Origin of the sequence: Streptomyces cacaoi (assembly GCF_006539165.1) — a bacterium.
GTDB lineage: Bacteria > Actinomycetota > Actinomycetes > Streptomycetales > Streptomycetaceae > Streptomyces > Streptomyces cacaoi.
On sequence record NZ_BJMM01000021.1, the window covers coordinates 16,403 to 28,369 of the forward strand.

Annotated in this window: 12 protein-coding genes; 5 read left to right on the forward strand and 7 right to left on the reverse strand. The window is 75.3% G+C overall.

Annotated features, from left to right (window positions below):
• Positions 1 to 179: 179 nt before the first annotated feature.
• From SCA03_RS19855 to SCA03_RS19865, 3 genes are all read right to left on the reverse strand, one after another.
• On the reverse strand, positions 180 to 899 hold the full coding sequence (locus tag SCA03_RS19855; RefSeq protein WP_107428961.1) for a prolipoprotein diacylglyceryl transferase: 720 nt from the start codon (positions 897 to 899) through the stop codon (positions 180 to 182).
• Positions 900 to 1,015: 116 nt separating this feature from the next.
• Positions 1,016 to 1,450 (reverse strand): helix-turn-helix domain-containing protein, encoded by a 435-nt coding sequence (locus SCA03_RS19860; RefSeq protein ID WP_030894830.1) that lies wholly within the window; start codon positions 1,448 to 1,450, stop codon positions 1,016 to 1,018.
• 199 nt (positions 1,451 to 1,649) lie between these two features.
• Positions 1,650 to 2,057: a RidA family protein gene (locus tag SCA03_RS19865; protein ID WP_086815074.1), complete on the reverse strand. Its 408-nt coding sequence runs from the start codon at positions 2,055 to 2,057 to the stop codon at positions 1,650 to 1,652.
• 113 nt (positions 2,058 to 2,170) lie between these two features.
• Between SCA03_RS19865 and SCA03_RS19870 the strand changes: the two genes are divergently transcribed.
• Positions 2,171 to 2,554, forward strand: coding sequence for a winged helix-turn-helix transcriptional regulator (locus SCA03_RS19870; RefSeq protein WP_086815073.1), 384 nt, complete (start codon positions 2,171 to 2,173; stop codon positions 2,552 to 2,554).
• 63 nt (positions 2,555 to 2,617) lie between these two features.
• On the opposite strand, the gene SCA03_RS19875 is transcribed toward SCA03_RS19870, so the two are convergent.
• Positions 2,618 to 3,481, reverse strand: a complete 864-nt coding sequence (locus SCA03_RS19875; protein WP_169729620.1) for a helix-turn-helix domain-containing protein — start codon at positions 3,479 to 3,481, stop codon at positions 2,618 to 2,620.
• A gap of 214 nt (positions 3,482 to 3,695) precedes the next feature.
• Here SCA03_RS19875 and SCA03_RS19880 point away from each other — a divergent pair, with 214 nt between their 5' ends.
• Entirely contained in the window at positions 3,696 to 4,586 is an 891-nt protein-coding gene (locus tag SCA03_RS19880; protein ID WP_086815072.1) for an alpha/beta fold hydrolase, read from the forward strand.
• A gap of 333 nt (positions 4,587 to 4,919) precedes the next feature.
• Here the strand turns inward: SCA03_RS19880 and yczR are convergent, their stop codons facing one another.
• Positions 4,920 to 6,377 carry a MocR-like transcription factor YczR gene (gene yczR / locus SCA03_RS19885; RefSeq protein ID WP_086815071.1) on the reverse strand — a complete coding sequence of 486 codons (1,458 nt, stop codon included), beginning with the start codon at positions 6,375 to 6,377 and terminating at the stop codon, positions 4,920 to 4,922.
• 304 nt (positions 6,378 to 6,681) lie between these two features.
• Here yczR and yczE point away from each other — a divergent pair, with 304 nt between their 5' ends.
• On the forward strand, positions 6,682 to 7,533 hold the full coding sequence (yczE, locus tag SCA03_RS19890) for a membrane protein YczE (protein WP_230988825.1): 852 nt from the start codon (positions 6,682 to 6,684) through the stop codon (positions 7,531 to 7,533).
• On the opposite strand, the gene SCA03_RS19895 is transcribed toward yczE, so the two are convergent.
• Positions 7,522 to 7,929 carry a YunG family protein gene (locus SCA03_RS19895; RefSeq protein WP_086815070.1) on the reverse strand — a complete coding sequence of 136 codons (408 nt, stop codon included), beginning with the start codon at positions 7,927 to 7,929 and terminating at the stop codon, positions 7,522 to 7,524. The genes yczE and SCA03_RS19895 overlap by 12 nt on opposite strands.
• A gap of 177 nt (positions 7,930 to 8,106) precedes the next feature.
• Here SCA03_RS19895 and SCA03_RS19900 point away from each other — a divergent pair, with 177 nt between their 5' ends.
• Entirely contained in the window at positions 8,107 to 9,588 is a 1,482-nt protein-coding gene (locus SCA03_RS19900; protein WP_086815069.1) for a pyridoxal phosphate-dependent decarboxylase family protein, read from the forward strand.
• 880 nt (positions 9,589 to 10,468) lie between these two features.
• Positions 10,469 to 11,167: a TetR/AcrR family transcriptional regulator gene (locus SCA03_RS19910; protein WP_086815068.1), complete on the forward strand. Its 699-nt coding sequence runs from the start codon at positions 10,469 to 10,471 to the stop codon at positions 11,165 to 11,167.
• A 58-nt stretch (positions 11,168 to 11,225) separates the two neighbouring features.
• Here SCA03_RS19910 and SCA03_RS19915 read toward each other — a convergent pair whose 3' ends face one another.
• Positions 11,226 to 11,945 carry a TetR/AcrR family transcriptional regulator gene (locus tag SCA03_RS19915; RefSeq protein ID WP_030887872.1) on the reverse strand — a complete coding sequence of 240 codons (720 nt, stop codon included), beginning with the start codon at positions 11,943 to 11,945 and terminating at the stop codon, positions 11,226 to 11,228.
• Positions 11,946 to 11,967: the final 22 nt, after the last annotated feature.

Below are 11,967 nucleotides of genomic sequence, written 5' to 3' on the forward strand. Positions count from 1 at the left end.
CCCGGCGGCCGCTTCCGGGCCGCCGCTCCGGCCGGGGCGCGGGGCCTGGCGGGGCGCGGGCCGCCGGGTCGGGGCCGTGGAGGCCCACCGTACCCCAGTGCGAGGGGAACGAACCGGGCCCGAGAAGGGTGCCCGGTCCGTTCCGGCCCGGCCCCGCGGCGCTGTGCGCGGTGTCCTGCTCAGACCTCGGGCGTCTCGCCGCCGGAGGCCGTCCCGCCCTCGGTCGCGGTCTTGCGCGGGCTCGTCTTCCGGGCGCGCGTCCCGCTCTTCGCGCCGGTCCCGTTCGCGCGGGCGCTGGCGCTGCCGCCGCTCTTGGCGGTGCCGCTCTTCGCCGTGCCCTTCGCCGAGCTGCTCCTGGCCGTGCTCTCGGCCGGGCCGCTCTCCGTCGCGCCGCTGCCCGCGACGGTGCTCTGCTCCGCGCTCCCGTCCCCGCCCGCGGAGGCGCTCCGGGCGGCCGGGGCCACGGGCTCGTCCGCCTCCTCGGCCGGGGGCTCGGCGACCTTCACGGGCTCCCGCTCGACGGTCACCTCCGGGGCGCCGCCGTCCTCACCGCGCCAGTTGCGGACGGCGACCCGGCCGCGCACCGCCAGCTCGTCGTAGGTCTCGCGGGCCTTGACCGCGTACTCGGCGGCGACCCCGACACCCTGGAGCGCCAGGTGCTGTGCCTGCTCCCGCAGCTTCTTGATGTCGGTGTCGATCCCGCCGAGGGTCTCGCTCACCTTCGCCTGCGTCTCCTTGGCCTGCCGTGCGAGCCGGGCCTGCACCTCCTTGGGGTCCGTCTCCCGGACGGCGGCCAGCTGCTGCGGCACCTCCTCGCGCAGCTTGTCGAGGACCCCGGCCGCGAAGTAGAGCGGCGTCGGGTCGGTGAGCGTCTTGCGCAGGTCGTTGGCGATGGGCATGGTGCGCCTCCGTGCTGAACGCGTGGTGAGGGTGTGCGGTGTGAACGTGCGTGGTGCGGCGGCCCGTTGCGGGGCGGGCCGCGCCGGGACGGCCGTGCCGGGCCGGGACGGGCCGTTCATCTGTGCCGGTGCGACGGGTTCCCGGGCCCGTCGCGCTCGCCCGTGGCGCCGCTGCCGTCGACGGTGCCGTCATCGGCGCCGGGCTGTCTGTTCTCCTTGCGGAACGACTCGTAGACCTGGAGCAGGGCCTGCTTCTGCGGCTCCGTCAGCGTCGGGTCCGCGAGGATCGCGGCCGGCACCTGGAGCAGATCGTCCCGCTCCCGCTCGTCGAGGATCCCGGCCTGGACGTAGAGGGTCTCCGCCGAGATCCGCAGTGCCTTGGCCAGCTGTTGCAGGATCTCGGCGCTCGGTTTGCGCAGGCCGCGCTCGATCTGGCTCAGATAGGGGTTGGACACCCCTGCGGCGTCCGCGAGTTGACGCAGCGACAGCTTGGCGTTGCGCCGTTGTTCCCGCAGGAACTCGCCGACATTCCCGACATTGAGCGAGGCCATGCCCTCCAGGGTGCACCCCGTTGCTAACTATTGCAAGCAAGTTGCTTGCAGCTGTCGCGGTTTCGTCCGCCCGATGGCCACGCGGCCGGGCGCCGCCCGACGGCCACGAGGACCGGCGCCGCCCGGCGGTCACGGGGACGGGCGCCGCCCGGCGGTCACGGGGACGGGCGCCGCCCGGCCGACTCGCGGGCCGGGGCGCTCAGTCGAGGACCGCGGTGGCCTCCACCTCGACAAGGTGTTCGGGGATGTCCAGCGCTGCCACGCCCAGCAGGGTGGCCGGCGGGGCCGCCGTCGTCCCCAGTGCGGCCTTGGCGCGGGCGATCCCGTCCAGCAGCGGACGCATCTTCTCCGGAGTCCAGTCGACGACATGGACGTTCAGCTTCGCCACGTCGTCGAAGGAGCCGCCGGCCCGGGCCAGCGCGGTGGCGACGTTGCGGTAGCACTGTTCGACCTGGGTGGCGAGGTCGCCCTCGCCGACCGTCTTCCCCCGGGCGTCCCAGGCGACCTGGCCCGCGATGAAGACCAGCCGAGCGCCGGACGCGATCGACAGATGGCGGTAGATGTCGTTCCCGGGCAGTCCTTCGGCGTCGGTCAGGGTGATGGACATGGCGGTGCCTCCTCGCCGGGAGAGCTGCTCCCGATCTCTTGTGGTTACTCGGGAACCGTAAGAGAGTTGCTCCTGACCTGGAAGAACGCACTTTTTGGTAACGGGGGAACCCCATGGTGAGTCAGCAGGTGGCGGGCGCGGACAAGGACGAGGCCGATCTGCGGCGCGCGGACTCGCTGGCGCGGGAGATCTTCTCGGACGTCGCCAACAAGTGGGCGTTCCTGATCATCGAGGCCCTGGGCGAACGGACGCTGCGCTTCACCGAGTTGCGCCGTGCCGTCGAGGGCGTCAGCCACAAGATGCTCACTCAGAATCTGCGCATGCTGGAGCGCAACGGACTGGTCGAGCGGTGTGTGCACCCCACCGTCCCGCCGCGGGTCGACTACACCCTCACCGAGCCGGGCCGGGCGCTGCGGGGGACGGTCGACGCCATGTGCGACTGGACCCACCGCTACCTCGGCGCCATCGAGCACGCCCGCCTCCGCTTCGACGGCTGAGGAGCGGCCCGGCGCGGGACGGCGGGACGGCGGACGGGTCCTGCCGGGGGCCCTGTCGGGGCCCTACCGGGTGTCCGGGCGTGTGACGGGTGGGGCCTCGCCCGGCCAGGCGAGGTCGTCCACCGCCAGGAACGGCTCCCCGGCCAGGGTGGCGGGTGTGGTGCCGGTGAACGCCCGGACGTGGCGGTGGAGATGGGACTGGTCGGTGTAGCCGCAGTCGGCCGCGGTGAGTGCCGGACTCCGGCCCCCCGCCAGCAGATGGGCGGCGTGGTGGAAGCGCACCAGCTGTGCGGCGCGGCGCGGAGTGAGGCCGATGTCCGAGCGGAAGCGTGCCCACAGCCGTTGGCGGCTCCAGCCGGCCTCGGCGGCCAGGGCCTCCACCCGCACTCCGCCCCGGCTGCGGGCGATCCGCTGCCAGGCCCGCACCACCTCGGGGCGCGGGCCGCGCTCCGGCCGTGCCGCCGCGTGCCGGCGGGCGAGCAGCTCCTCCGTCAGCGCGAAGCGGTCCCGCCACGAGGGCGCGTGGCTCAGCTGCTCCCGGACGCGGGCGGCCTCCCGGCCCCACAGCTCGTCCAGACCGACGACGGTGCCCTCCAGATCGGCCGGGGAGACGCCCAGCACGGTGGCGGCGACGAGCGGCGACAGCCGGACCTGTACGGCCTCGGTACCGTGGCCGTGCACACGGAGATCGCGGAACGCCAGCCCCGCGACGAGGCTTCCAGGGCGCCGCCCGGCCGCGTCGTCGACGACGAGCAGGCCCGGACTGAAGTCGAGGGACAGCGTCACGGCCGGGTGCGGGACCGCCCGCATCCGGATCGGCTCGGGGCCGCGGTGCCGGAACCCGGCCATGCTGACGCCCGGCAACCGGCTGCGCCGCGGGGGCGGCACCACATCGAACACCGCTCGGTCGTACCCGACAGGCCGCATGCCCTCATGCTACGAGCGGGCGCGCACGCGGGCGCCCGGACTCCCCAACTCCGGCCCGTGGGAAGGTCGTTGGTCGTGATCGGCGGGCGGCCCGTCGGCACGGACGTCGGCACGGACGTCGGCACGGACGTCGGCACGGACGGCGGGGCGGAGGGCGGGGCGGAGGGCGACATTCGTCCAAGACCCGGCTCGGGCGGGCGGTGACGGTGGGGGCATGGACAACAACCAGCGGGCTCGTGTCCGCCGCCGTACCCCGCACGCCGCCGGCCCGGACGGCCGGGCCCGGGCCGCCGACAGCGAACTGCTCCACGTCGTCGAGGACGGCCCGGCCGACGCCCCGGCGCTCGTCCTCGTCCACGGGTCCGCCGCGTCCGGCAGGAGCTGGGACGCGCCGGTCCCGCTGCTGGCCGGGAGCCACCGTGTGATCCGGATCGATCTCCTCGGCCACGGCAGGTCGGCCGGACCGGCCGGTGCGGACTACGGGATCGCCGCGCAGGGCCGCCGGGTCGGCGAGGTGCTCGACCGGCTGGGCGTCCGGCAGGCCGTCGTGGCCGGGCACTCCACCGGCGGCTCGGTCGCCACCGCGCTCGCCGAGCAGCGGCCCGGCACGGTGACCGGCCTCGTCCTCGTCAACTCCGGCCCCCGGCTGGACGCCTTCCTGCCGCAGGGCCCCGCGGCAGGGCTGCCGCTGCTGCCCGTCGTCGGCCGGCTGCTGTGGGGGCTGCGTACCGATTCCCTGATCCGGAAGGCGGCGGCCACCGCCGTCACCCGCGACGTGGAGATCCCGCAGGCGGTCGTCGACGATGTGAGCCGCATGCCGCACCACGTGTTCGCGGCGGCGCAGCGGGGAGCCGCCGACTACCTCCAAGAGCGTCCGCTTCCCGACCGGCTGGCGGGGCTGGGCATTCCGCTCCTGGTGATCTTCGGGGACAGCGACCGGCGTTGGCGGTCCTCCTCGGCCGCCGACTACCGCGCGGTCCCCGGCGCGACGATCGAGCTGCTGCCCGGCGTCGGACACTCGCCCCCGCTGGAGGACCCGCAACGGACCGCCGAGCTGCTCCTGGCCTTCGCCGCGGCCCATCCGCCGGGCCGCCCGGCCGACTGAGACGGCGGAGGGGGAGGCGCGGCCGGTTGCCGGTGCCGGTTGCCTGCCGCCGGTTGCGGGTTGGGGGTTGCGGGTTGCGCGTGCGGAGGGCAGGGGGCGACGGGCAGGCGAGGGCGCCGAGTTCGCGCGGTGAGCCGGTGGTTGTCGGGCCGTGCGCCCGGCGTGAGAGGGCGTGCAGGGGCGCGACCGGCCCTGCCCGGGCACCTGCCGTGGGTGACCGCCTTGGCCGTGTTCGGCTCTGCTCGACCGTGCTCGACCGTGCTCGGCAGCGCAGGAGCGTACCGGGCATGACCGGCCGTGCTCAGCTGCGGTCGCCGGGGGCCCGGCAGGCTCTCAGGCCACCCAGTGCGGGCGGCGGGTGGCGGACGCGAGAGGCAGTCCGTCGGTGAGGGCCGTCGCCATGCGGTGAACGGCCTCGCGCAGTGTCTCGGGCGGCAGGGTGTAGGGCACCCGGAGTCGCTGTTCGAGGACGCCCGGATCCGCGGCGAAGCAGGCGCCTCCCTCGATCCGTACGCCGTACTCCACAGCCCGCTCGGCCAGCGCGGAGGAGACGGGCTCGCCCAGATCGGCCCAGAGGGACAGCCCGCCGGGCGGCAGCCGCCACGTCCACCCCGGCAGATGCGTCGTCAACGCGTCGGCGAGCGCGGCACGTCGGGTGCGCAGCCGGTCGAGGCGGTCGGGCAGCAGTTCGGCGTCCCGGGGGAGGAGATCCAGCGCCAGCAGCTGGTCCAGGACGGAGCCGCCGAGGTCGGTGGCGATGCGCTGGGCGGCCAGCTCCGTCACCAGGTGCGAGGGGGCGCGCAGCCAGCCGATGCGCAACCCGCCCCAGTGGCTCTTGCTCATCGAGCCGATCGTGACGACCCCTGACGCGCCGCCGTGCGGGGCGTGCGCGGCGAAGGGCGCCGGCGCGGGCACGTCGAGCGCGAGCTCGGTCAGGGTCTCGTCGGCGACGACCCAGGTACCGGAGCGTACGGCGGCGTGCAGTATCCGGGCGCGCGCCTCCTCGGGCATCAGGCAGCCGGTGGGGTTGTGGAAGTCCGGTACGAGATAGGCGAGTCGGGGCACCACCTGCCGCAGCGTCGACTCGACAACCTCGGTGTCCCAGCCGTTGTCCGCGACCGGCACCGAGACCGGGCGCAGCCGGGCCCGGCGCACCGCCTCCAGCGCGTTCGGATACGAGGGGCTCTCCACCAGCACCCGGTCACCCGGCGCGGCCAGCAGCCCCAGCACCAGCGTGAGCGCGTGCTGCGCCCCCGAGGTGATCAGCACCTGCTCCGGCACCGTGGCCAGCCCGCGCCGGGTGAACCGCTCGGCGACGGCTGCCCGCAACTCCGGCAGCCCGTAGGGGTGGTAGCCGGGGCTGTGGGCGTGCGCGGCCAGCCGGGGCGCGACCCGGTCCAGCGCGTCCCGCAGCATCTCTTCCGGGAGTCCGGGGGCCGCCCTGGCCAGGTCGATCGCCGTGTCCGGCGGGACGAGCGCCCGCGCGACACCGCTGGGCGCCGACCCCGGCGGCAGGGCCGTCCAGGTGCCGGAGCCCTGTCGGCTGTGCGCGTAGCCGCTCTCGCGCAGCAGGTCGTAGACGGCGGTGACGGTGGCCCGGCTGGTCCCCAGTGCTGCCGCCAGCTCCCGCTCGGCGGGCAGCCGCACGTGCAGCGCCACCCGCCCGTCCAGGACCAGTTCGCTGATCGCCCGGGCCAGATGGCGGTAGGCGGGCCGCCGCTCGGCCGGGTCCGGCAGCATCCCGGCGAGCTGCCTGCTGCCCAGCGTCCGCTCGGAGCGCTCCGGCGCCATACCACTCTCCCGGAATTGGCCGTGCCGACAAGGCCGATCACTGTACAGACTCCCCGTGAATGGCCCGGAAACCGGAGGGGCCCGCCAGCGGTCCCGCGAGGCGCGGAGCGGTCCGGACGCGGTCCCTGCGCACCCGGGCGGGCCCGGAACACGAGCATCCCGGAGGCGGCGCATGCGTCAGGACGGCACCGGCCACGACCAGCGCGCACGAGGGCGGCGCACCCCGCGGCCCGACGGCGGGGGAAGCTCGCGGCCCGCCTTCGGGCGAAGCGCGCGCCCCGGCGGCGGGAGGAGCCCGCGGCCCGTGCCGCCGCTCGGCTACGTCCCGCTCGGAGTGCGTCCGCTGCGCCGCCTCCCCCAGCTGTTCCTCGGCCTCGCCCTGTACGGGTTCAGCCTGTCGCTGCTGGTCAGGGCCGCGCTGGGGGTCAACCCGTGGAGCGTGCTGTACGAGGGGCTGGAGCAGCGCACGCCGCTGAGCTTCGGCGAGGTCAGCGCCCTCGTCGGGGCGCTGGTACTGCTGCTGTGGATCCCGCTGCGGCAGCGGCCCACGTTCGGCACCGTCGCCAACATCCTCGTCCTCGCGTGCGGGGCCGACCTCGGACTGCGGCTGCTGCCCGGACAGCCGGGCCTGCCCGTGCGGTGCGCCCTGCTGGCCGTGGGGGTGCCGCTCAACGGGCTGGCCGTCGCCGTGTACGTCGGTGCCCGCTTCGGACCGGGGCCCCGGGACGGCCTGATGACCGGCGCGTCGGCCCGCACCGGGCGCTCCCTGCGGCTCGTCCGCACCCTGCTGGAGCTGACCGTGCTCGCCGCCGGCTGGCTGCTCGGCGGGACCGTCGGCATCGGAACCGTCCTCTACGCGGTCGCCGTCGGCCCCGTCACCCAGTTCTTCCTGCCGCTGTTCACCTGGCGGGAGCCGGGGTCGGAACCGGAACCTGAGCCGGAACCCGAACTGGAGCCGGAGCCGGAACCGGAACCTGAACTGGAGCCGGAACCGGGGGCGGGGGCGCAGTTGCCGCCCGAGCCGCGAGCGGTGGCGGCGCCGGGGCACGGACCCGAGCCGGAGGCGAGGCCGGAACCCGGGGCAGGCCCGGGACGGTGCTCCGGGCCGCCCCGGGGGCAGGGGGCCGGGCGGGAGACCGGCTCCTCAGCGGGCTGAGCCCGGCCCCTGCCGCTGCCCCTCCAACTGCTCCCGCACCCGGTCGCGCAGCAGCTCGTACTCCTCGCCCAGCCGCACGATGCGCGCGGGCCGTGGCACGGCCACGCCCTCGGTGACGTGCTCGTGCGGCGCGAACTGCTCACGTGTGAGGTCGACTTCGAGCCCGTCGGCCAGCCGGTTCCACCAGTGGAAATCGACGCGCTCGCCCGCCACGAGGACCTCGCCGCGCAGCAGTTCGCCCCCCAGCAGATCGTGCAGCACCAGCGCGGTGACCCCGCACTGGTCCCGTGCGGGGTTCCCGGCGTTCCAGTGCGGCCGGTGGTCGGGTGTGCACGTGTCGGCGCCCCAACTGCTGCGGACGGCGCGTTCGATGTCGGTGAGGAGTACGGGGGTCATCCCGGCATCCTCGCCCCCGGCACCGACAGCCGGGCTCCTGCGCGGGCGGGACCGGGCCACTCGCCGGTGATTGGCCCACGACCGCGTCCACGAGGGCTGGTTGGCTGCCCGACGCCGGAAGAACCACGACCGAGCACCGCCGCCCGGCAGCGGGGGGTGGACGAAGGGAGCCTGCCCGTGGACCCGCGCCTCGCAGCGGACCTGGACGATCTGCCGCAGCTGTTGGAAGCAGTACGCCGGCGCACGGCCGCGCTGGCCCGGGACGTACCCGAAAGAGCGGTCCTCCCGGCTGTCCCGACTGCGCCGACTGCGCTGACCGGATCGGCTGGATCGGCTGGATCGGCTGGATCGGCTGGGTCGGTTGGGTCGGCTGTGCCGGTGGGGGAGCCCGCGCCCCCTCCCGAGCGGGGCAGCGGCCTGCACGGCGCGCTGGAGGAGTTCACCGCCCGCTGGGAACCGGCCTTCTCCAGCAGCACCGGACCCCGGTACCTCGGCTTCGTGACCGGGGGTACGACCCCGGCCGCGCTGGCCGGCGACTGGCTGGCCGCCGCCTGGGACCAGAACCCGATGAACTCGCTGGACCCGGGCGGGCCACTGCTGGAGCGCGAGACGCTCTCCTGGCTGCGCGCCCTCTTCGGCCTCACCGACGCCCACCACGGCGTGTTCGTGAGCGGCGCGACGATGTCCAACACGACCGGCCTCGCCGTCGCCAGGGAGTGGCTCGGCGAACGCGCCGGTGTCTGCGTGGCCGAGGACGGGGCGGCGGCGCTGGGCCCGGTGCGGGTGCTGTCCGGTGCCGCGCACTCCAGCGTCGCCAAGGCGCTGTCGCTCCTCGGCCTGGGACGCGGTGCACTCGTCCGGGTGGAAACGCTGCCGGGGCGGGAGGCCGTCGACCCGGCAGCGCTGGAGAGCGCGCTGCGCGAGGCGGAGGAGGCCGGCGCCGGCTGCGTCGTCGTGGCCAACCTGGGGACCGTCGACACCGCCGACTTCGACGAGCTGCGCGCGCTCCTCGCACTGCGCGAGCGGTACCGCTTCTGGCTGCACGCCGACGCGGCCTTCGGCGCCTTCGCGGCGCTCTCGCCGCGCCACGCACATCTCGTCACGGGCGGCGGCGGCCTCGACGCGGCCGACTCCGTCTGCGTCGACCTGCACAAGTGGCTGAACGTCCCCTACGACAGCGCGGTCCTCTTCACCCGGCGCCCGGACCTCCAGGCAGCCGTCTTCCGGAACGCCGCCGCCTACCTCGGCCCGCTCGGCGAGAACCCGGACGGCGTGCACCTCACCCCGGAGAACTCCCGCCGACTGCGGGCTCTGGCCGCCTGGTTCACGCTGCGCGCCTACGGGCGGGAAGGCCACCGGGAGATCGTGGAGCGGTGCGTCGCCTGCGCCCACCGGCTGGGCGCAGCTGTCGAGGCCCTGCCCGGCCTGCGGCTGCTCGCGCCGGTACGCCTGAACGTCGTCTGCTTCACCCTCGCCCGGGACGCGACCGGCGAACGCCTCGCCCGCCTCGCGGAAGCACTCGCCGACGAGGTGTTCCTGACCCCCACGGTTCACGCCGGCACCCCCGCCCTGCGCGCGGCCTTCAGCAACTGGCGCACCACAGAAGCGGACGCGGACCGCGTCGCGGCAGCACTGGCCCACGCGCTCCACAGCCTGTGACAGCGCCGGGACGCTCCCGCGGTCCCACGGCGCTCCGCCCCGCGCGAATTCTTCGACAGCTGTGGCGCCGTTTCCCTCCGAAAGCTGCGGCACCGTTTCCTTCGACAGCTGTGGGCGCCTCGCTCAGCTGTGCTCGGTCACCAGCACGGCCCGGGCGTGCGGCGCCGGCGCCCCGAAGGTGCGGGAGGTCCCCGGGGTAGGCCACGTAGTCCCGGACCGGAGTTCGACGGGCCCGGAGGTGAGGCCGACGAGGGCGCGCCCCGAGGTCAGCAGCACGTGCCCGACGACCCCCGGCATGTGCGGCTCGGAGTCCCGCGCGGTGCCCCGTGCGGCCGTCGATGCGGTAGAGGTCGCGGCGTACCCCGGGCGGGCCCGCGGCCGGCAGCGTCGCGCGGTCGTCGGCCTCGGCGGCGGCCGCGGTGAGCCCTTCGTCGGCGCGGACGACCCGGGTGCGGGGACGGGGCGGGTCGAAGAGCCGCGCGAACGGCACGTCCAGCGTGACGCAGAGCGCCCGGAGGGTTCCCGGGCTGGAATCCCGGAGCCCGCCTCCAGCTGGGAGAGCGTCGACTTCCAGCGCTCGTGCATGCGCTATGGAGAACGCCGGAGCGGCGACAGCTGCGCGACATCGCGCTGATGTGCCTGGCGATCTGCTGCATCGGTCTGTCGTACGGAGCGTCAGCGCGGCCTCCGGCTTCCCGCTGTGGTTCCCGGTGCGGCTCGGCACGCTCGTCCTGGCCGCCTCGTCGGAGTTCCTGTTCACCGGCGTCCTCGCAGGAGCGGGGCCGGGTGTTCCGGGTACGGCCTGGCGGCCCCCGGCCGGGAGGGGTGCGGGGGCCGCCGAACCGGAGGCGCATCTTTGCTACGGGGGTAAGGTTCCGGTATGGGAACCGACACGAGTCCGGCCGGTGCGCCGGTGCGCCCCCGCCGTCCGGTCCCGGACCCGGAGGTCGCGGCGCTGGGGCTGCGGGAGGTCAAGAAGCGGGAGACCCGGCAGCTGATCTCCGACCACGCCACCCGGCTCTTCGTCGAGCAGGGCTTCGAGGACACGACGATCACGGACATCGCCACCGCGGCGCGGGTCGCCAAGAAGACCGTCACCAACTACTTCCCGCGCAAGGAGGAGTTGGCCCTCGACCACCAGGAGGAGTTCGTCGCCGGCCCCGCACGCACCGTCCGGGAACGCGCGTCCGGCGAGTCGGCCCTGGCGGCGCTGCGCCGCGCGTTCCTCGCGGCCGTCGCGGACGAGGACCCCGTCGCGGGCTTCGCGGGGCACGAGTTCTCCCGCATGGTCGCCGACAGCCCGACGCTCTCCGCCTGTCTGCGCGGACTCCACGACCGGCGTGAACAGGCCCTGCTGGCGGTGCTGTCCGAGGCCGTCGGCGAACCGGCCGAGAGCGTCACCGTGCGCACCGCGGCGTCCCTGCTCGGCGGCGTCCACCGCGTGCTCTTCCAGCGCATCCAGGAACTCACCCTGGCCGGACAGGACAACCGGGAGATCGCCCGGACCCTGGCCCGGGAGGCGGCCCGGGCCTTCGACCTCCTGGCCCCCTCGCTGGGCGACTACGCGGTACGCCCCTGAACCGACCGCCGCCGGGGCCGTGTTGCGGTGCGCGCCCCCGAAGCGGGCGCGGAACGGCCTATCCCGCCGGGCAGTCGGCGGACGCGCGGCTGAACGCGCCCCCGCGGGCGGCGAGGACGGCGGCCCGGGCGGACCGCGCCGGGAGATCGGGATCCGCCGCCGTGTGCAGGAGCACGGCCTCGTGGTACAGCGGCGCCGTGGCGTGGACCAGCAGTTGCCGCGCGTCGGTCGAGGCGGCGATCTCCCCGCGCGCCACCGCGCGGGCGACGATCACCTCGCACCGCTCGTAGCGCTCCTCCCAGAAGCGGCGCAGCGCCGTGGCGGCCTCCTCGGAGCGGAACGAGGCCGCTATCAGGGCGGTGGCCAGCGAGGGCTCCTCCTGGAGCGCGGCCAGCAGTTCCTCGTTCAGCGCGAGCAGATCCCCCTCCAGCGTGCCGGTGTCGGCGGGCCGCCAGGTGTCGTCGCCGGCGGCGTCCAGTGTGTCCGCGAGGAGCCCTCCCACGTCGCGCCAGCGCCGGTAGACCGTGGCCCGGTGCACACCGGAACGGATCGCCACGGCCTCGATGGTGAGCCCGTCGTAGCCGTACTCCATGAGCAGCGGGCCGACCGACTCCAGGACCTGCGAGCGGACCCGGGCCGTCCGGCCGCCGGGCCGCGTGCCCGCCCCTCCCGCGCGCCCGTCCCGCCCGCTCCGGCCGTCCCGGGAATCGCCGGGGTTCCCGGGGGCTCCGGGGGTTCTGGCGTCCTCGGCGGCCTCGTCGGCCTCGGCGTCGTCCATGTCCGCTCCTCGGTCGGGTCGT